Origin of the sequence: Methanobacterium bryantii (genome assembly GCF_002287175.1) — an archaeon.
Taxonomy (GTDB): domain Archaea; phylum Methanobacteriota; class Methanobacteria; order Methanobacteriales; family Methanobacteriaceae; genus Methanobacterium_D; species Methanobacterium_D bryantii.
The window spans coordinates 194,709-215,693 of sequence record NZ_LMVM01000033.1; the positions used below are offsets into that span (position 1 = coordinate 194,709).

Annotated in this window: 15 protein-coding genes; 6 read left to right on the plus strand and 9 right to left on the minus strand. The window is 28.2% G+C overall.

The window, feature by feature from the left end:
• Nucleotides 1-3: 3 nt before the first annotated feature.
• From ASJ80_RS11540 to ASJ80_RS11555, 4 genes are all read right to left on the minus strand, one after another.
• Entirely contained in the window at nt 4-945 is a 942-nt protein-coding gene (locus ASJ80_RS11540; protein ID WP_069583711.1) for a phosphoenolpyruvate carboxykinase (ATP), read from the minus strand.
• A 138-nt stretch (nt 946-1,083) separates the two neighbouring features.
• Nucleotides 1,084-2,208: a 3-dehydroquinate synthase II gene (locus tag ASJ80_RS11545; protein ID WP_069583712.1), complete on the minus strand. Its 1,125-nt coding sequence runs from the start codon at nt 2,206-2,208 to the stop codon at nt 1,084-1,086.
• A gap of 33 nt (nt 2,209-2,241) precedes the next feature.
• Nucleotides 2,242-3,039, minus strand: coding sequence for a 2-amino-3,7-dideoxy-D-threo-hept-6-ulosonate synthase (locus ASJ80_RS11550; RefSeq protein WP_069583713.1), 798 nt, complete (start codon nt 3,037-3,039; stop codon nt 2,242-2,244).
• 11 nt (nt 3,040-3,050) lie between these two features.
• Nucleotides 3,051-3,581, minus strand: a complete 531-nt coding sequence (locus ASJ80_RS11555; RefSeq protein ID WP_069583714.1) for a methyltransferase domain-containing protein — start codon at nt 3,579-3,581, stop codon at nt 3,051-3,053.
• 608 nt (nt 3,582-4,189) lie between these two features.
• Here ASJ80_RS11555 and ASJ80_RS11560 point away from each other — a divergent pair.
• A complete protein-coding gene (locus tag ASJ80_RS11560; protein ID WP_069583715.1) occupies nt 4,190-4,921 on the plus strand; it encodes a hypothetical protein in 732 nt (243 codons plus the stop codon).
• Between the two features lie 158 nt (nt 4,922-5,079).
• Here the strand turns inward: ASJ80_RS11560 and ASJ80_RS11565 are convergent, their stop codons facing one another.
• Complete coding sequence (locus ASJ80_RS11565; RefSeq protein ID WP_069583716.1) at nt 5,080-6,189, minus strand: hypothetical protein; 1,110 nt, start codon at nt 6,187-6,189, stop codon at nt 5,080-5,082.
• A gap of 131 nt (nt 6,190-6,320) precedes the next feature.
• Between ASJ80_RS11565 and ASJ80_RS11570 the strand changes: the two genes are divergently transcribed.
• From ASJ80_RS11570 to ASJ80_RS11580, 3 genes are all read left to right on the plus strand, one after another.
• A complete protein-coding gene (locus ASJ80_RS11570) occupies nt 6,321-8,801 on the plus strand; it encodes an HD domain-containing protein (RefSeq protein ID WP_069583717.1) in 2,481 nt (826 codons plus the stop codon).
• 651 nt (nt 8,802-9,452) lie between these two features.
• On the plus strand, nt 9,453-9,746 hold the full coding sequence (locus ASJ80_RS11575) for a hypothetical protein (RefSeq protein ID WP_069583718.1): 294 nt from the start codon (nt 9,453-9,455) through the stop codon (nt 9,744-9,746).
• Nucleotides 9,747-9,832: 86 nt separating this feature from the next.
• Complete coding sequence (locus tag ASJ80_RS11580; RefSeq protein ID WP_069583719.1) at nt 9,833-10,750, plus strand: hypothetical protein; 918 nt, start codon at nt 9,833-9,835, stop codon at nt 10,748-10,750.
• A gap of 186 nt (nt 10,751-10,936) precedes the next feature.
• Here ASJ80_RS11580 and ASJ80_RS11585 read toward each other — a convergent pair whose 3' ends face one another.
• The 4 genes from ASJ80_RS11585 to ASJ80_RS11600 form a co-directional block, all read right to left on the minus strand.
• A complete protein-coding gene (locus tag ASJ80_RS11585; RefSeq protein ID WP_141705181.1) occupies nt 10,937-12,043 on the minus strand; it encodes a HEPN domain-containing protein in 1,107 nt (368 codons plus the stop codon).
• 251 nt (nt 12,044-12,294) lie between these two features.
• Complete coding sequence (locus tag ASJ80_RS11590) at nt 12,295-16,188, minus strand: P-loop NTPase (protein WP_069583721.1); 3,894 nt, start codon at nt 16,186-16,188, stop codon at nt 12,295-12,297.
• A 26-nt stretch (nt 16,189-16,214) separates the two neighbouring features.
• Nucleotides 16,215-17,597 (minus strand): SIR2 family protein, encoded by a 1,383-nt coding sequence (locus tag ASJ80_RS11595; RefSeq protein WP_069583722.1) that lies wholly within the window; start codon nt 17,595-17,597, stop codon nt 16,215-16,217.
• Nucleotides 17,598-18,305: 708 nt separating this feature from the next.
• Complete coding sequence (locus ASJ80_RS11600; protein WP_176720243.1) at nt 18,306-18,545, minus strand: hypothetical protein; 240 nt, start codon at nt 18,543-18,545, stop codon at nt 18,306-18,308.
• A 758-nt stretch (nt 18,546-19,303) separates the two neighbouring features.
• Between ASJ80_RS11600 and ASJ80_RS11605 the strand changes: the two genes are divergently transcribed.
• The gene (locus ASJ80_RS11605) at nt 19,304-20,146 is read left to right on the plus strand and encodes a hypothetical protein (protein WP_069583724.1); all 843 of its coding nucleotides are present in this window, start codon (nt 19,304-19,306) and stop codon (nt 20,144-20,146) included.
• A gap of 102 nt (nt 20,147-20,248) precedes the next feature.
• Nucleotides 20,249-20,983 (plus strand): hypothetical protein, encoded by a 735-nt coding sequence (locus ASJ80_RS11610; protein ID WP_069583725.1) that lies wholly within the window; start codon nt 20,249-20,251, stop codon nt 20,981-20,983.
• The last annotated feature ends 2 nt before the right edge of the window (nt 20,984-20,985 follow it).

Consider the following 20,985-nt stretch of genomic DNA (forward strand, 5'->3'; position numbering starts at 1 on the left):
AAATCACCTTTCCGCAAGAGCAACTATCCTGTCAAGACTCTCTTGAGGAGTTTCTACTGTGTTCAGCATGTATACATCATTTTGTGTAAATAATTCCTTAAAAAAGTTCACCCTTAAATTAAATTTCCTCGCATCTCTTATCATCTGGTGAGGGTTACAAAAATCCTGATTTATCATGTAATCCAATGCTTCATCAGGATTTAACTGCCTGAATGGTTGATTTTTCTCATCCCTCTCCAGGAGTACCATCGTTTTAAGTGTTGAAGTTTCTCGAATACGCCCATCGAATAATGTACTCACATCCGCGATTCCTCTACATTTTACATCAAGTTTAACCCTTTTAACTTCCTCTGCAAAAGTTTTCCAGACATCTGCCAGATCATCACGGATATAGGAATTTTTTTCTGAAGAATAAATCACTGCAGCATTGCTGAACAAACGGGTGAAGAACCAGTCATCTGAAATGTAGTTGCAGTTTTCATTCTGCAGCAGTCCATAGGTCAAAGTTGTTTTTCCAGTTCCGGGAGGTCCAATTATTGCAATAGCATGTCCCATATAGTCCACAGCAGAACCATGAACAGAATATCTTCTGTGTATTGAATGATAATCTTCAAAAAAATCTGATATTACGGCAAGTGCTATACTTTTAATCCAGCCGTAGTAATCACAGTTTCTCACTATGGCTACTTTGGCAGTTGGATCGTACATTACCTGCAGATCTCCACCATCTTCTATGGAAAATATCTTTGCATGGGGCCGCACATCTTCATTCATAAACCTGAAATTGTCTTCCCATTCATCTTTAAAGCTTTCATTATCAGTCAAAAGCTTTACGCATGCTCCATGAATATTTGCTTTTCTTTCAAACCTTATTTCACTGGCCAGTTCATCAGCCAGCCTATCTTTTGCCTCAGGAGTAATTAATTCAACTTCATAATCCGACATTTTATTCCTCCCCTAATCATAAATTTTTTTCATTTAACTATGCAAAAATTTAATGGATTTTAAAAAAAGGAATTCGATGTCTATTTAAGCTTAGAAAGGGATAATCTTGAGTTTTATCCCCTATTATCTAAGCGCTGTCTATTTTTCAATTATGGTCTCTTCAATGGACATTCCAAAGTGTCTTGCGCCTTTATCTAAATAAACCATAACTTTATCGCCTGATTTAATATCTGCAACTGATACTGGTTCTCCTTCTTCGTTTACAAGCCTTATGGTTTCAGCATTTTGAAGCAGTGTCCTTATTTTAACATCTTCATATTCTGCTTCAATAAGCATTAAAGGCCGTTTTTCAATTTTAACCCTACCAACAACAGCAGTTTTAGTGTTACCTTCTTTATCTACAGTTAAAACTTCATCTCCAGTTTCAATTTCTGAAAGGTATCTGGTTCTATTGTTGGGAGTCATCACGTATGCGTGTACTGGACCTGCATTTACCCTAAACGGACGTGAAGCTACATATTCACTTTCCATTGATTCACTGTGCACAAGGAACAATCCCCTGGAATAAGATCCAATGAGCATTCCTTCCCCAATTGACATCATGGAACTGGTATCAACACAGACCCTATCCCCAGAACCTACAGGTTTTACAAGGGTCACTGTAGCGGGCACGAGGTTGTAATGTTCAGATTCAATCCTTTCAATTAACGATGCAACTTTTTTAATTTGAGATATATCTGAAGTATAGAGCAGTACTCCATCTGTACCATGCTCTAATGTTTCAAGAGCAAGTCTTGCTTCCTCATAATCAGGTACAGCTGCAATTATTTTAACATTTTCCCTTTGCAAGTCTGCTATAATGTTTTCTAAAGGAATGATTTTCCAATCTTTTCCTACAAGGATCACATAATCTGCAGTTCTTCCAGCTTCAGATGCGAGTTCTTCAAGTCTTTTGCTTGTAATTTCAATATATGCTGCAACTGTTTTCCCTTTACTTTTCAATTCACCTATAGCTGCCAAATCTTTTGATTCAGATAAACTATCTGGAAGTGGGATAGTGCCGTCCCCTTCACCTTTTCTACCTACCAGGACTATATCAGCTTCTTTGTTGTCTGAAACTATCTTGATGTTTCCCAATTTCTTTATGCTTTCAACGTCATCAAAGTCAACAACGTGGTTTATCCCGGACTCCAGTGCTGTGGTAATGATACCTTTCTTTTCGTCCCAGCTGGGGTATTCTGCCATGATCCATGCAAATTTCATAAATAAACCATCCGTAATCTTAAAATTTAATTTCTATTTACCTTCAATTATTTTCAGGGCCTCTTCAACTTCCATGTTGTTGTGAACAATTTCTGCAATAGCCCTTGTAGTTTTTCTAGGTGATTCTGCCTGGAACACATTTCTTCCAATTGCAACACCTGCTCCACCTACATTTACAGAATCTTTCACCATTTGAAGGAGCTGTTCGTTTGTTTCAACTTTAGGTCCTCCAGCTATTACCACAGGGACAGGACATCCGCCGACAACTTCCCTGAAGGTATCTGGGTTTCCAGTATAATTTGTTTTTATTATATCTGCTCCAAGTTCTGCTCCAGCTCTTGCTGCAAGTTTTACAACATCGACATCGTGTTCGCTGTCGATTTTTTCTCCCCTTGGGTACATCATAGCAATAAGAGGCATTCCCCATTCATCACAAATTTCAGAGGTTATTCCAAGTGTTTCGAGCATTTCTGGTTCCATATCAGATCCCACATTTACATGGACAGATACAGCATCAGCACCTATTTTTAAGGCTTTTTCAACTGTTGTGACCAGTACTTTATGATCTGGGTCAGGGCTTAATGAAGTACTGGCTGATAAATGGATTATAAGACCAATATCACGTCCGTATCCCCTGTGACCAGTTCCAACCATTCCTTTATGCATTAAAACAGCATTTGCTCCCCCGCTTGCAACTTCGTCAATGGTTTCACACATGTTGCCGATACCTGCCACCGGCCCTATGGAAACACCGTGGTCCATGGGCACTATTACCGTTCTTCCTGTCTTTCTGTTTATTATTCTCTCAATTCTAATCTTTTTACCAATCATTAGATGTCCTCCTACTTAATTTTAGATGACCAGAGTGTAAATTCTTTTAACCTTGGCGGGACACCATCTTTACCGGATGATTCCAACCAACCATGTTCAGATTTTATCATTTCTTCTGTTTTTGATGAATGTATGAAGTCAAGAAGACCTCTATTTCTTATTATGGTATCTCGAGGTTTTAAACTTGATGACCATATGAAAAAGACCTTGAAAGTTGTGTCAGGGTGGTAACCCCCTCCAAGGTCTACAGACAGCACATCACACGTTTTGATCTTTTTTATAACATATTCAAGTGTTTCGTGAAGCCTCACATCAGCTTTTTTAAACTCTACGTTTTTATACTCGTTGCACAGCTTTCCCATGCTTTCTACAGATTCAGGACTGTTGTCCAGGGCAAAAATCTTGCCTTCTGGCGCGAGTTCAGAGAGAATTTTGGTGGAATTTCCAACATGGCACCCGAGTTCCACCACAACATCGTCTGCTTTTATAATATCTTTCAAAGCTTCCCTATAAACTTTAATATCATACACTACTTTTATCATAAAATTCACTGATTACTCTTTACTGTTTATTAATATCTTTTAACAGTCCATGTTATGTTTTATCTATGTATAATGCACTATAAACTATTAATTAATTCTGTAAATTTACTGATTACTCTTTAATGTTAATTAATACCTTCAAATTATCCATGTTATGCTTTATCCGGGCATAGTTTCACTACAAACTATTAATTAATTCATTTAAACTAAGTTATTATGTTTTATCTTAGATATATTTAATTTCTTAATGTAATTGTTTGGTTTAGTAAAGATAATCCATTAAAAAAAGAATTAATTTTTTGTTAAAATTTTATTAGATTTTCATTATCTAATCTTAATTAATCAAATTTTTTTAATTAATCTAATAATTTTAACATTCTATTTTTTATAACTTAAAGGAGTTTATAATCATTAATTGTATATTAAGTCAATATAATACTTTTGAAATGATCAAGTTAGCATTTAATACCTATTTTTTTGCTAAAAAATTATAATTTAAATGACATTTAAATTACATTAAAACTCTTGGGAAATATGAACCTAATCCTTTATATTCAGCCATAATAAAAAGAAAAAACCTAAATAGGATAATTATAATAACTCAAACTATGAGTATATGGATAAATGATTCAAAAATAGAAAGAAATATCCTCAATGCTTTAGTGAATGTAGAAGATGATACTTCACGCTTTTTAGAGGACTATGGGTCTCATGAAGTACCTTTAACAGGTAGCTTTATAATTATATTAAAGTATCAATTAGAACCATTAAAAAGAGAAATCGAAGAATGGGCTGCGAAAGAATTTAAAGGTAATGCCATAGTTAATTTAGACTATGAAGATATAGCATCTAAAGGATTAGAGAAAGATTATGGTGCAGATTTTGGATTCCATCTTATAATAAATATTGATGATCATCTTTATAGTGAACGTGGGCTCTTGGTTCAAGCCAAAAACCCTCGATTTAAATCTGATGATAGTGAACAATTATGGGAAATTAATCGTCCTCAACTTAGTGTTTTAATGTGTAGATCACCTTTTTCAGTTTATTTTTTGTATGGACTTAATAAGACTGATGTTAAAATTAGAGTAATTCCTGCATCTTATGTTAAAAATATATTGAATAAAACAGGAAAAAAATCAATTTCTCCCAAGAACATAAAGTCATTTTCCCGCAAATTCTCTAATTTCTTCTTGTATGATTTCATTGGAAATTGGTGGGGAGATACAGATGAATCGGTATTAAATATAGTTCGAGGGACAGATGATTTAGTTAAAGTTCGACATATTTTCAGAATAGAAATATCCGTTAAAAAAGAAGAAAAAGATAATAAAAATTAGATTGAATTTTAAATAAGGAAGAATAATTCGTTTAATGAGTGTAATTGAAAAAATAAGGTTTTATTGTAATAAAGGTAAATTTTATGTTATTAGATTGATGCCAATCAAAATTATCAAGTAAAAGATAAAAGAGCTATTCTTTTCATTTAACGAATGATTTAATATAATTTTTCATTGATTTTTTTTAATTCACTTAGATCTTCAGGAATCGGATTATATTCCAATGAAAAACCAACTAATTTTCCAATGAAATGTACTAATATACAGCTTAATTCTTTATTTAAATCTTTTAAATCCAAATTAGAATTTCTACAATATGCAGGACCTTCACATTCTTCTTTAGCTTCTTTATATTTGTAACATCCCCCATTATGAGTTATACAGTTTCTATTTTGATATATAACGTCCAAAATATCTTTTTTATTATCAAAATTTTCAAGAGAATAATCTAACCAATTTAATAGATCACGAATTTTGTCTTTAGCATTTCGATGGTTTATATGACCTAAACTATTTTGAATTTTATTCTTAATTTCCTCATTTTCTTCTGTAATAACATTTTTAATTATAAGTTTTGTAATTGTTTTAATTTGTGCCTTAGATAACAATTTTTCTTTATCTAAAAACCTTGAATATTCTTCCCCAATAAATTCTAAAGCAGTCCACCTTTTAAGAAGGCTAAAATCTGCTTCAGTTTCAGCTAGGGCCTCATTTTCATATCTTAATGCTAATTTAACCAAATGATTATCGTTCATTTTATTTACAATTTTTTTAGAAATTTCTTCTAAGGCATTAGAATCTATATAAACAGGTTTATAATATGGGAAATGTATATCTGGAATTATTCCTTTATTATTTTCAAATATCCATCCCTTAAGTTCAATAGAAGAATTAGTTAAAACTCCTACAGTTACAATAATGTCTTGAGCAAGACCCCTTGTTTTTTCATGAGCTTCTTTTGTATTCTCAGCTTCGATATTTTTGAAAATAAGTAATGCTACTGGGTTTTTTTCTTTATGTGACGTGTTTATTTTTTCTTTAATACGTTTCCAACATTTTTCTGAGTTAGAACTAGAACTGTTAGAAGATTCTGTTAATTTCTCTACAATTTCCAAAAAATCATTATAAGCCATTTCTTCAAAAGGAACTAATAAAGTATTTTTATCAATATAAATTGGTTTAAGAATGTGACAATGTAACAATACATAATATACATCCCATAAATTATGTTTTTTAAGCAAATGCCTATTCATTTCTTTTTTTGTCATCTTATCACTTTTTAAATATTACAAATTTATCTATATCTTATTAATAGATTAAATTATAATGAATAATTAGTTAAAAATGTTTATATATTTTATTACATCTACTAATTTACATAATTTTAAAAAGTGAGAATATGGAACTGCGCAATATTTTAAAAGAAGAATCTTCAGATTATTATAATCGCATAAAATTTATCGAAAAAGAAGCTGAAGGTATTTTACCTGATGTTAGATTAGTTTTCCCAAAATACACTAATCATGATATTGCACATACAAAGGGTATTGAACAACTACTCAATGAGATGATCCCGAATTCCATAAAGGAAAATTTAAAACCTGCGGAAATTTTCTATTTGCTTGTTGCAACTTTATTTCATGATGTTGGAATGAAATTAATTGGTGAAGAAGAAGAGAAAAAGTTTAATAGTCTAGATGAAGACGGAAGAGGAAAATTACGAGATAAAATAAGAGATCAACATCACATAAGAAGCAGCAACTATATTAAAAAAAATGCATCTGATCTAAATTTAAAAGAAGAAGAAGCAGCAGCAATAGCTGATATCTCAAGAGCACATAGAAAAATAGATATTCAAAATGAATTAAGAGAACCTATACATAATAATGATCGAATTCACTTGAAATTTCTTGGAGCATTATTAAGAGTAGCTGACGAATGCCATGTAACAGATGATAGAGTTTCAGAATTATTTTTTAAAACAATTAATTCAACCTCTTGGGAATTTGAACAACATTTCAAAAAACACAGGTTGATTAAAGGCATACTATTTAATGAAAATGAAGATAACAAAATAAGGATACATGCTACAGTAAAATCAGAAAATGATGAAGATATATTGGGCGGATTAAAGAATGATATTGAAAAAGAGCTTAATACAGTAAAAAGAATATTTGAAGAAAATAAACTTCGATTAGATTCTGTAGTTTTAGAGCTTGACAGGGACGAACTAATTAAAAAAAATATAATTTCAAAATTATTGGATGGAAAAAAAAGAAAACTTGATAAAATTATTTTAGAGATTGAAGAATCTCAATGGGAAGTAAAAAGGAATTTAGATGAACTCAAAGCCAATAGAACTATTCAAATAGATGAATCTGGTTTATACAATTTAACTGAAGATATTAGTAATTTTGAAGAGCTAATTAAACGTTTTACAGGAGATAAACGTAATTGGAAGTTTGTTAAATCAAACTATTCCCAAAAAATGGTAGAAACTAATCTTATTGCACATCTCCAATATAATTATAATATAATTTACATAGGTAATGAATTAAGAGAACGCGTAGAAATACTTAAAAACTCTCCAACTGCCATATATTTATCTCTAAAAGGTAAAAAACTACTTAATAACCCCTATTTAGATTTAAGTCTGGTTCAAGGTGATGTTATTTTAGATCAAATTTTGCTATTGGGACTTTCTTATGATATATTTAAATATCCAATTACAAATAATTTAGAAATTAAGGAAATTGTAGAATCTTTAACAAAAAATAGCGGTCAAAGAATTCCAGAATTATCAAATCTCTATGAGGAAGTACAAAAAAATTCTAAAAAAGATGATTCTGAACTTTTTAATGAGTTAATAAATGAAAAGAATGACAACGAAGAAAGAAAATATTCATTTAACATTAAATTTAATTTTCCAGAATTATCTGAAGAACCAACTTTTCTGGCAATGTTAAGTGCAGCAATGAAAACTGGAACTCGAATAGTTGTAACTGGAAGTCGGATATCAGATTTTATACTTAAAGAGGAAAATGAGCCAGTTCATATGGATAAAGTTACAGCTATAGAAATATCTCCAGGAACACCAATCCCTTACATACTAAAAGTAAAAAATACGGATTTTAAGCTCGAAAATCTTGAATTTAGATTTTGGAAAATAAATGAAATAATAAAATATTCTACAGAATCAAGGAATTTGCCATTTAAATTTGAGTTTAGTTATGATGAAAAAGATAAAACTCAAAGTGTTCATTTCGAAATTGATCCTAACACCAATGTAAAACAACTTTTAAAATGGGAAGAATTTTTAAGAGCTTTAAACCAAGAAAGGACGATTACCTTAATAAAATCTGAAAATAATCAAATATTCAATGAACTAAAAGTTCCTACACAAAAAGAAATACATGTTAGGAATGATTCATCATATGAATATCTCAAAAAATTAGTAAAAGTCCAAGAACGTACAAATCATGAAATTAAACTTTTAAAAGGTCTTAATGTGAACGATAAGGCCGATATTGATAATATTATAAAAATTATTAATGATGGGAAAGTTGAAGTTAATTCTAATGAAATAATTAAACCTTCAGCAACAGTAAAAGAAATAAAAAAAATGATTAAAGCCAAAGCTGAAAATGAACCTATATTCTTTAAATCATTGGACTTTAAGGTACTTTTACTCGAGGAAGAAATAAATCTAGGGCCTGTTACATTGCGTATGGATGACATTGAACTTATTGACGAAAATGGAACAGAATTGAATATAGAAGAATATAATGATGAAGACATTTTACCTATAAAAATTTGTACTAAAGATGAAAAAGTTACTATACTTCTTGATAAATATTCTTCAGAAAGCCCAATTTCTTAAATGATAAGCTTTAGACGTTAATCAAAATGAAATAGACGTCTTTTAATGTGTTTTAGTCTTAAACTCAAGTTTTGTCTTTACAATAGATACCTTGAAGATTAAAACTCCAAATATTATTATTAAGACAGTTATCACCAATAATAAAGGAAATAATTCTAAATTATTTTTAAATAGCATTTGGAGTATAACAGCTATCAGTAACGTTGCTAAAATTATACATATAAAAAGAAGAATTGAAACCTCTAATGAAGGTTTTTTCTCATTCATTAGCATATTATATAATTTATAAGATTTATATAGAATCAATGTTTCTAAAAGAAATAATAGACTATGCACAATGAAGTTACTATAAAGTTCATTAGAAGTAAATGATATAATACCTAAAACTAGAAAATAATAACTTGAAGCTGATAATGCATTTTTATTCTTTATGTTTCTATTTTTTACGTGATTTGCGTTGATATCTTTTCTAACAATATTATTGATTTTGAAAAGATTCAGTCCATGTTCTAAGTTATTTATAGATCTATTTTCAGTTTTTGTATCTTTGAATTCTTTATCTAAGTCTGTATATCATTAAATATTTTCTCATTAAGTAACACCCTTTTACATTTTCAATAGTATGTGTCAAGCAGTGTTGTACAATTTAAAATGAGAAAAAAATTAAATAGTAATCAAAACTTAACGACAATTATGGATATTAATGTAAATGAACCTTTAATAAAATCTACAGGCGAAAGCACTGTGGAAATGAATAAAGAAATGAGAACATATATAATATTATCCATAAACAAGTTAGTGAAAGAATCAAAAGAACAAGAACATAGCAATAAGAACCACAGTCAAAAAAATATCGAAAAAGAGGATAAAATAATATTTGAATCTCTAAAGCAACCTATGATTAAATATTTAAACAATACTGCAGAAGATCTTAAAAAGATTTAATACAACAAGCACTTAAAAATGATAACAAATTAAATAGAGAGACATCTGAATCATTAATACGATCTTTAGCTAAAAAATGGAAAGAATTGAATAATGAAGAAGATCTTAGATTACAACCAAAAAATAACTCCAAAGTATGTGATCTATGTGGTCGTCAATATATTCCCAAAAAAAATCAAAAGTATTGTGAAACATGTCAAAAACATTTTGTACCCATGTATAGAGATTTAAAAAGGAATAGAGAACCTATATATGATTATGGTGATATTAAAAACCCTCTTTTATCTTCTTTCGAACAGCAAAATGACATTTCATTCGAACTTTTTTTTATCAATCAAGCATTGACATTAGATTACAATGCTATAATTCATTATAGGGCAACGAAAGCCGCTGCCTATTTTGAGGCTTTGAGAAAAGGTGTAGTCAAAGATTGCCTTAATGGATTAACAAGCGAAATTGTTCAAAAAATATCTTTAAATTATTTAAGAATAATTAATGATGCTATTATAATGGTTGACCTTAGGTTAAGCAAATCAATTTTTGCGGATTTTATAGGGCCTATCTATCATAAATCTTGCATCATCTGTGGTGAACCTTTAATCACATTAAAACCATTAACTGAAAAATCCAGAGGTCTATTTAAAGAGTGTTTAGATGATTGGGCAGTAAAACAGGTTTTACCAGAAGAAGAATTAAATAAGATTAAAAAAGCTTTAGTAATTAACAAAAAACCACAAACAAAGTATCATCCTCAATGTAAAAAATATAAAAATACCGATTATCAAAGAGAATATAAAAGAAAAAGAAGGAAAAAAGAAAGAGAATTAAGGCAAGAATCTAAGAATAAGGCTTACAAAGAACATGGTAGCTTAATGAATCAATATAATACTGGTAAAGGAACTATTCCGGTCAGTGCTGAAAGAAAAGAAACCAATGAAGCTGAAAGAGATGACATTAATCGTATATTCAAAGAATTAGGCTTAAGACCTACATTTAAAAAATGAATCACTGCTAAGTATGAGTTTTATAAATAATTAGTAATCTTTATAAGCTGGTGTTACACCTGAATCATGGCTTTCATTGGATTTCCAGAGTTATTACCTATTTTTCAATGGATTAATCATTTATATAATGTTTTACATTTTTAATCAATTATATCAACTATCGTAATTAAATCAGATATCAATGAATTAAGTTAAAATATCACAAGCAAATTTATGATCTTCTATGAAATCTAACAGGTCATCTTTATTATCAAATCTATGTGAATTTTGAATCATCCACCAAATTAAAGTTAAAAGAATATTCTTTAAAGTCACAATATCCTTTTCAGTAGGAATGTTATTCATACTTCCATGAACAATGGAACTTCTTTTTTTGTATAAATCTTTAATTTTACTTTTAAGCTTTTTTCTATTATCAATACCTATCTCATTGATTATTGAAGCACCTTCAGCAATATAATTAGATATAGGTTCTCCAGATCCTGCTTTTGGAGTTAAAAATATTTCTAAAGACACCATCAAACTTAAATATTGATTCTCAATCTCCTTTTGGCTTGGGAAATTAGCAAACCAATGTACTCCCATTAAAAGAGTTCTTTCAAAATCAGTTAATTCTCTATCAGGCTTTTCTAATATTTTTGATAAAATAAATATTCCAAATTCTTTCATGTATTTTATTTCACTATCTGAAATATTAAAATCAACAATATGGCCTTTTAATTCGTTACTTAATTTATAATATTTAAAGTTTGATTTAAAAAAAAGTGTATTTTGATAGCCTCTTGCAAGTTCACCTTCTAAAGTGATGTTAATATTGTGATTCTTATGTTGTAAATAAATACTTGAAAGTCTTAATAGGTCTAAAGAATTTTCACATTCTTCTTTGGCAACTTTTAACACTATACTTTCTTCACCAAACATTTTAAATTCTGCACAAACCTTGCCTTTAAACGTGTTATAACGATTTACTATGCTCTGAATACCTTTTTCTTTATCGTTAGGGGAAAAATATGGATTTCCACGAAGAAGTAAATACAAATTATTTGTTATCTCGTTAACTATTTCATCGGTCATTTTTTTAATTATAATTTTACCTATTTTTAGCTCCTCTTTAATCATTCTAATTCCTGAAAGGGGAATATATACCGTTACTTCATGAAAAACATCATCAAAAGTATCAATAATTAAGGGATTATCTTTAACATTTTCAACCCCTTCTTTTAAAGTATCTGAAATTAACTCATCAATAAAGTCTCTTACATAATCACTAGAAAAATTCTTTTTTAATCCCATATGTCTAAATATATCTCCAACTACAGGATTGTAATGATAATTAGCATTTTTAACATAGAAACACAGCCCCTTAGTTCGAACAAACTTTGAACTATGTGATTCCCTAAAAAGTGAAACATAATCTTCTGAAATATTAATTATCTTATTTATTATTTCAATTTTCGTTTTATCATCCATTCTATGCCTCTACAAAAGTTAAATATTGTTTAGGAAGAGCAATTATTTCTGAAGAAGTTTTTGTTAATAAATAATTATCTTCGAGGATTTAGTGTTTCTTCATCCCGTTTTACATGCCATTCAATTTCTTGATCTATACGTTTTATACAATTATTTATAATGCTTCTTAATCTACCCGGCTTTGCTTTTTCTTGTATTTTCTCAAATAATGCTTTTTTTTCAAGTAATTCTTTAGGAACTTCACCAGCTATGGTGCTATATCCATCTTCAAGCCTTGATTTTCTATAAAATAGTTTTTCTATTTTATTGGCATTTAAAGCCTTAGATTTTATAATATCTTCTGAAATATTAATTATAAATGGAATTCTTTCCTCTTCAAATGGTAAAAAATTAAGTGATTCAATTACACTTTCAATTTCGCCATTTTTAGCCTTATTTTCAATATATTCTTCAATAAATAGTTTTCCTGATTCTTTTTTACAGATTAATATATTAGATTTAATATCTATCAAAAAACGTTTTCCCCATTTTATATTTTCATCCCATTCTATGATTTTATTCATAAATTTTTCAAAGTCTTCAAATGAATTAATGCATTTTTTAATACTTTGAATACCATCAAAAGGGAGGGGATTGTATTCCGGCCTTACTTCTAACTTTCTAATATCTTTATATTTATTAAGACGATAATCTATGAATTCAATAACTAAATCAATATCATCTAAAATAAAATTTAATATTTCTTGTTTTTCAGTAATATCAGGAACATCTTTCATTTTTTTAATTAAATCCTTCTTAAAGCAATTGAGTACATTCGGATTGATAAAATTTAATTTTCCATTCAAAAAAAGAATTTCAAGGTCTATTCGATCAACCATTTCATCACTTAATTCATTTTCTTTTGAAATAGCTAATATTAAGTACCTAATTCTACAATCATGAACCAATTTATCTCTAAAAATTAGATCAATATATGAAATAACTAGCCATCTAATTTTGGAATTACCCTTATTTAAAAGTTCTAATATCCATAAATTTATAGTCTTAAGATTATCAGTGTTACCCATAGATATAAGAAATGTTTCTATCTCAAAATAAAATTCAGATGTTATATTAGGTAAAACTTCTTTAGATAATATTTTAATATGATTCACATCAATTTCACTTAAAGCTATATCAATTTCTCTTTTAAATCTTTTTGGAACTCTATTCCAAACGTTATTCTCATTTCTAATGCTCAAGAATAAACCAGAATTAAATTTAACCCAACAATTAATTATGGGAGCATTAACCCTACTATCCTTAAGACGTTTCTCTAAATCTAGCAAAAGGATTAGAACTTGATTTTCAGTTTTATATATTTTATTTAATTTACTAACAAAATTCTTGTAGTGAGCGGGTTTATATGTGTTTTTTCTATATTCAACTTTTTTATCCAAAAACCATTTCCATCCATCTTCTACTGCTGATTCTCTTTCAAAGGCTTCAAAAAATGAATCAAAATCTTCAACTACAAAATTACCCTCAAAATATTTAAATGTAACATATTCTATGTTTTTAGAGATTTTAGATAGATATTTTTGGATTTTATGTGGATGTACTTTTTTTCGAGCCCACCAATCTAAAAATAAACCTTCAATCTCAATTAAAACTTCAAAATCAGTTTCATCAGTAATTAACTGTCCAACTGTATCAATAAATTCTTCATTTTCATGTAATATTATATCTGATATCGGTAAATCTTCTTCAACTTTTGTAGTTCGCCCTATATTATTTGCTACTTCAATACTCTTTTTTAGATATTTACCTGATGAGTAACTTGTCATCCTTTTTAAAACATCTAAAGCTTTCTTTCGCATTTCAATAATTTTATTTGTTCTAGGTTGAGGTACTTCCCACCAATATATTCTCATCTGGATTAAGACTTTTTGATCATGAGCCCCTAATAAAACTTCAGATAATGCAGTTGATATTAATTCAATTCTAACTTCATTGGGGTTATCTAGCCATTCATCAAAAACATCTAAAGTTTCAATTATCGAGTTTATACTATTTTCAGTTGGATCAACAAATCTTTTAATTAACTGCGAGGATGTAGAATTAAAAAAAGGGAAGTCAAAGTTCTTAGATGTTATCTTCTCTATTAATATAACTAAATCTTTTCTTAATTTATCGAAATTCATAAGTTTAAGAATTATAGGTGAATAATTACCGGTTCTAGGAGATCGATTTTCCATACCCCAAAATTTAGCAGTAGGATCCTTTGAAATTGGGGCTTCAGCATCTAAATAAACATTCATTATATCTAAGCAATTTTCAGGAACAATAATGCACATTTCTTTCAATAAATTTAAATTTTGTATTCTTGAATATCCATCAGTTTTTAAAGCATTTATAATCCAATTATTAATCATTTCAGAAAGAATATCTTTAAGTGAATCAATCTGTTCATATGCAAAAGCTTCTTCTAAGTTGATAAAAACTCTATCTGCACATATAAGGAGCCACGTATTTATCAAATTCTCAATTTTCTCATTTGATAGTTTTTTAAGTTCATATGCAAGGAATAAATCACCTTTTAAATCCGGATCAAACCGTATATAACCTCCAACGTTCCTTAATACTCCTCCATCCTTTAAATTTCTAATCATTTCTTTTACTTCTAATTCTTTGAGATTGAATTCATTAGTTATTTTTTCTAATACTATATTATCTTCTTCTGAAAATGGAATTATACATGCAATGTTTAGCAAGAAATCTTTAACTTCTTGAGGATCAATAAAATCTTCTAAACATCTTTTTGCATCACAAGTTAATTTATCAACGTATTTCTCTTCAAATTTATCAAAGTCGCAATTAGCTTTATTTCTAATTCGATTTCCTATAAAAACCATTAAAGATGGTGAAGAGTATCTAACTGCTATTTCTTCAAACTCAAGTCTGTCTTCTTCAGTAATTTCCTTTAAAAGTTGAATTAAATCATTTTTTGCCCATCGTTGAATCTTTAAACTCTCATAAAAGTCTTGAATTTGTTCATTTTTAATTACATCACAAATGTATTTCAATCCTGCTTCTCTACAAGCTAAAATAACTTTAATGTGCTCATTATGATGTTTACAAAAAGATAAAAGCGGTGAAATTTCTTCCAAATATCTGTCAGCATCATCAAAAATAAGAAGATATTTCCTTTCACTGACAATTTCATCTTGTAAAGCAGATTTCATTTCCCTATAACCTGGATTAACCATCCAACATTGTAATTCAGAATTAATTTTATGGACATTTTTAGCTATTTCATTTATAAGATAAGTTTTTCCATAATCTCCCGATGAATGAATTATTAAAACACTTTTACCCTTTTCACTAACAAATTTTTCTGCTTTTTCTAAATATTTATCAAAATTAGAATTTAAATTGGATAATTCAAGCCCTTTCGTAAATTTACTAAAATTTGGAGGCACAAACTTAGGATACTGATACAAATCAAAAAAAAGATGTCTCAAATATGGTTGTAATTCTATTCTTTGATTCAAATCTTCTCTAGCCCAAATTTTTAAAGTATGTATTTTTGCATTATTTATTAATCCTTTTAATTCTTCAATTATTTCTTCAGTGTGTACTAATTCTTCTAATTCCGTTATATGACCTACTCTTAATTCTGCATTTGTAACTATCCTAATATGTTCAACATTATTTTCTACAGCTTTTTTTAGTTCTTCTTTAATACGGGGCTTAATAGCTTTAAATGCATCATCAAGAGAATATTTTGTCCATTTAGCCTGAATCGACCAAATACCATCACTACCTTCTGGAGGATAAATACCTTTAAAATATCCATCCCATCCCCCATCAGCCCCAATATAGGGGCTACTTGGGATAAATCCTGGCGAATTACATTCTAAAGCAAATAAATGATTTATTAAGCGTTGAAAATCTTTATCATTGTCTATTTTACTCCAATCAAGCATTATATCAACTCATAAATCATATTAAATTATTTACTTATAGAATCAAGAATTTCTTTAATTTCTGAATGTTTTCCATATTCGTACCATATAACTCCAATTCTAAGATCATCAAATACATCCTCTTCTCTAACCCTAAAAATATTAGAAACTTCCCCTACTTTTGAATCCCAATGATCCTCAAGAATTGCATAATGTTTAGGTCCTATTGGGGAAAACTCTTTCGCTAAATCTAATAATCTTCTAAGATTAGGATCATTCATGCCTAAACCAATGAAAAGAACAGTTTTTTCTTTTAATAGGTTTAACTGTTTTAAATTCTGCCAAGAAAATGATTCTTTATATTGTAAATGATACTCTTCCTCTGCAAAAACAATTGAATTGCCCATCTCGTCTATAAGATGTCCCCTTAGAGGAATATACCCATGTACATGATATATTGGTAATGAAGTAGATGAAGGGTTTTGTAAAGAATGATATATTTCATCGTATTTAACATGTTTAATATCTAGATAATATTCTAAAATATCATCATAGTTGTAAGTTACAATCGAATAAATCCTTTTAGAGACACAAAGTTCTGCAATACTGTTAATAATAGATGAAAGATCTTCTTTATGACCATATCCTTCATATAATGCATTTTTAAGTTTTTTTGCAAATTTAGTGCCAAATCCTCTTTTTATATATCTACCTAAAGTTATATATGGAAGCGACTTAAATTCATTATCATCAATATCTAAGGACTTAATATGTTCTCCATGACCGGCTAATAACTCAATTATTAATTTTTCGATTAATTCCTTCCAATTTGGCAGTCTTGGCTTAGAAACTCCAGAACCTAAAAATAATACTAAATTTCCATCTTCATAGGCTTTTTTAATATTCGCCATATAATTATCTTTATTTGTATTTAATTCTATATATTTAGCTTCTTTAGTCGAGTCATCGACTATTTTCCATATATAAGATGAATCTAGAATATAATCGGGTACTTCAGGAATAACTTTATCTAAAAATCGATATCGTATTTGTGAAAATTTATGACCCAAATCTTGAATATCATTTAAATCCCATATAGTTACATTCGGGCCAATATCTCTAATTGTTTTTTTAGATTTTATAGGAGTTATAATAAGAATATTGTAATCAGGCATTTGTTCTAAAAGGTGATTTATTGTTTTAATTATTAATGAACGTTGTGTGCTGTATTTAATTTCAATAGCTAATGGGCCTTCTATATCATTAATACCTCTTGGAGCATATCCATCCATAATCATCCATTTATTTTCGGGACTATATTGAGATATAAATTCTCTTTTTTCTTTATCTGCTAAAGCTCTTAAGAGTGCTGTAACATATGTTTCAAAGGTTTTACCCTCTATCGAAGCATTATATCCATTTTTTTTCATTTAATTCACTTTGATTAAGTTTTTATAATCCTATCGTTTTATAACAGTTATTAGTATTATTTAGTTAATAAAATAATTTATTCAAAGTCCGTTTTAAATATATAATCCCCTTTTTTGATATCTAAGCTAATTAAAACTAATATAATAAAAATTATGTATAAAATAATAAAAATTGTAATAAAAATCTAAGATTACACTCCCTTCGAACAGCATTTTTTATTTTATTGAATTTTTTTGACATTACAAACAATATTCATTTCTTCAATAAATTCAATGAAAATTCTGATAGGTTATGAAACACTTTTAACATTTATCACTTTTTAAAAAATTAGTAAAATCCATACATTTCTTATAATATGCAATATTAAATCATTATTTGTTAAATCAACATATATATTAAATATAAAAGACGTTTCAAGACATAATTCTATATATTTTAATCATTTATTCTTCTAAATAAGAGCAATTATATAAAACATATTTTGAAATCGTTTCATCCATATAATAAATAATGTTCTATGACTCTAAAATTGAAATAGATACTTTAGATCATTATTTTATTTCGTCATAGAGACCTATAACGAAGTACACAAAAATCATTCCATTTTAATAAAAAAAATAATTGTAAATCTTGTTTTTTCTAATTTTCATACCATATATCCTTTTAAAACTCTTAAAAAAAGTATATTTTATTCAAAACAAGTTTAATCATTTTATAAGTTTAATGACTGATCTATCCCAATTTTCCATTAGTTCACTCATAGGATAAACAGTTCCTAAAATAATGCTTATAAATAAAAGATCAATAGTTAAACTATCAAGTAATTCTTGTTTCCTACCCTTACTAATGTCTCTACTCATTATTGCAAGTATTTCATTCACTTTTTCTGTCCATTTCTTGTATTCTTCAGATTCCTGAAGTTCCTTTGATAATCTTCTATTAACCATATACATTTTATTAATTAAAACACCTTAAAAACCTTTCGTTTACTAATTAAAAAGTTCAATATTTTTTTGGTAACGAATAAGATATAATCTGATCTTTTAATAGATAACAAACCACAACCACCGAAATAATCCCAAGTAGGGGGATTAAATAACATTTATCCAAGTTAATTTAAAATAATTACTTTTTTAGTTTCATTGCCGTAAAAATGTGTAATAAATTCATTTTTTTGTATTTTAAGTGGTTTAAAAAAATTTTGAGATGATTTTATCCTTAAATTATGTAAAAACGTTACCAAAAATAGATCGTAGCCATATAGTGAAGAAGAGATAATTTTGAGATTTAATTAATCTTCAAGCTCAGGTACATTTCCGTTACCATTTATTTATTAGATGTAATAGTGAGGTTGAAATTGAATCAAAATATCAAGATATAATAAATAGTAATTCTCTTTCTCTCTTTTAATATCTCATATATAGAGGGGGGGGGTATCATCAACTTAGGAGTACTATAATTTCATGAAGTGTTCGTTAAAGAATAGTATGCGAAAAATGTGTTCTTAAATCCTGATCATATTAACTTAAATTTAGAATGAACTACAAATAATTAGTTAAAATAAATTTAGTAAATTATATGCTCCAATTCAGAGAATTCAGATATATTATATTAAATTAAATTGGATTTAAAGTCCATTAAGCGGTGAGCTAAGTTGAGTTAAGTTGAGCAGAACCAGAGTGAATTAGAGCTAAGGGTGAGTAACTTGAATGAAAAAGAATTACGAATGGAAGTATTCTTAAAGTTAAAGAATGAAATTTACGATGAATTTGGAGTTTATAGACATCATATTGGGCCAAGTAAATTAAAATCATCTGATTTATACAATTTATTTGTGAATTATGGTGAAATTAAGGAGATTATAGATGAAGAATATGATAACTTACGAAAATTCCCTATTTCACTCTTAGATTTTGAAGTGGTTCGAATAGAGAATGAACTATTAAAAATTAGAGAAGAAATGATTCAAAAAGATGAATATGAACGCAATATTAGGCGTAAACAATTTAGTAGACAGGGTATCAGGAATATTACTCTTATTCAAGCCTTTGATATTTTATCTAAGAAATATAACTTAATTGAAAGTAAAGAAGGATTATACAGTTATATTCTTCGTTTCGATGAAATAAATGACAAAGAAAGTATAATAAGAACTAATTGGTTCTTTAAAGAGTATAATACCCACTTTTATAAGTTTTTGATCAAATCTGAAAAGATATTAATCACTGAAGAATTATTTTTAGTACCCATATTACGTAAAATCTCAAGAGGAAAGAAAAAAGGAGTATATAATCATTATATCCTCATAGATAACAGTTTACAAGAGATATATTTATACACGGTAAATGATTTTAGATATTTAGAACGTAGAAACAGTTTACACAAATTACTCAATAATTTGTATTCAAAAGGAAGAGCACAGTTATTTATAGATGATTTAATAGATGAAGCCCCTAAAATGGCATATAATAACAATAGTATCATGAAATCAATATTCAAAGGTAAGATTGGTAACTTTTACAGAAGTCAAATGTTAATTAAACGATGACAGGATTTTATAATAAATTTTTAACACATTGAAAGGAATTAAATCAACTATTTTTGAGATTTAGTTGAAATTTCTACTTTAATTTAGATAAGAGGTGATAAAGTGTTTAAACTTACTGAAGAAGATATAGATATGCTTAAAAGAAAAGATCAAATACGTAATGAAGAAGGAATGCAAGATTATTTTGAAGCTGTAAACAAATATATCGACACAGAAAAGAGTAAAGGCTATAAAGGTACTTTAAATACTAAAAAGACGTATAGATCATACTATGATTTGGCAGTAAAGTACAGAAATGATTTAAAATGCGTTAATACAGGCCAATATAGGATAATTTACGATGTTCCTGTCAGTACAAATGATACTAATACTAATATTGCGAATGTGATTGATTATACTGTGAAATTTCAATCTCCGTTCTATTTGAACGATGAAAGTTATTTCAATGAAGAAGATGAATCAATTAAGAATTTTTTAACTGAATGTAAAAAGGTTGGTTTATCATCAAACATGGCTTTAATACCATTTTCTTGCAAAGATAACTACTATTACATTACAATTGATAATTTAACTAAAGAAATAACATTAGACACTGTTAATACAGCGTACAAGCACATAAACAAACAAAGTAATCTTTATTATCAAATTAGACAAGCAATTACAAAGGAATTAAGAAATAATTATGATGAATTCGAACATCAGTTACTATCAGATATAAGGAGAGCAACAGGAATCAATAAGAGGTTATTAAGTAACACTTTTAAAAATCCTGAGAAATTGATTACTAGTAAATATTTACATATAATCAAAAAAGAACAGGAAAATGGTTCTTCTTGAAA

Bases quoted from the DNA above. Each gene is read 5' to 3' on its own strand.
- ASJ80_RS11540 (WP_069583711.1), bottom strand. From the start codon at position 945: ATGTCGGATTATGAAGTTGAATTAATTACTCCTGAGGCAAAAGATAGG.
- ASJ80_RS11545 (WP_069583712.1), bottom strand. From the start codon at position 2,208: ATGAAATTTGCATGGATCATGGCAGAATACCCCAGCTGGGACGAAAAG.
- ASJ80_RS11550 (WP_069583713.1), bottom strand. From the start codon at position 3,039: ATGATTGGTAAAAAGATTAGAATTGAGAGAATAATAAACAGAAAGACA.
- ASJ80_RS11555 (WP_069583714.1), bottom strand. From the start codon at position 3,581: ATGATAAAAGTAGTGTATGATATTAAAGTTTATAGGGAAGCTTTGAAA.
- ASJ80_RS11560 (WP_069583715.1), top strand. From the start codon at position 4,190: ATGAGTATATGGATAAATGATTCAAAAATAGAAAGAAATATCCTCAAT.
- ASJ80_RS11565 (WP_069583716.1), bottom strand. From the start codon at position 6,189: ATGACAAAAAAAGAAATGAATAGGCATTTGCTTAAAAAACATAATTTA.
- ASJ80_RS11570 (WP_069583717.1), top strand. From the start codon at position 6,321: ATGGAACTGCGCAATATTTTAAAAGAAGAATCTTCAGATTATTATAAT.
- ASJ80_RS11575 (WP_069583718.1), top strand. From the start codon at position 9,453: ATGAGAAAAAAATTAAATAGTAATCAAAACTTAACGACAATTATGGAT.
- ASJ80_RS11585 (WP_141705181.1), bottom strand. From the start codon at position 12,043: ATGGGATTAAAAAAGAATTTTTCTAGTGATTATGTAAGAGACTTTATT.
- ASJ80_RS11590 (WP_069583721.1), bottom strand. From the start codon at position 16,188: ATGCTTGATTGGAGTAAAATAGACAATGATAAAGATTTTCAACGCTTA.
- ASJ80_RS11595 (WP_069583722.1), bottom strand. From the start codon at position 17,597: ATGAAAAAAAATGGATATAATGCTTCGATAGAGGGTAAAACCTTTGAA.
- ASJ80_RS11600 (WP_176720243.1), bottom strand. From the start codon at position 18,545: ATGGTTAATAGAAGATTATCAAAGGAACTTCAGGAATCTGAAGAATAC.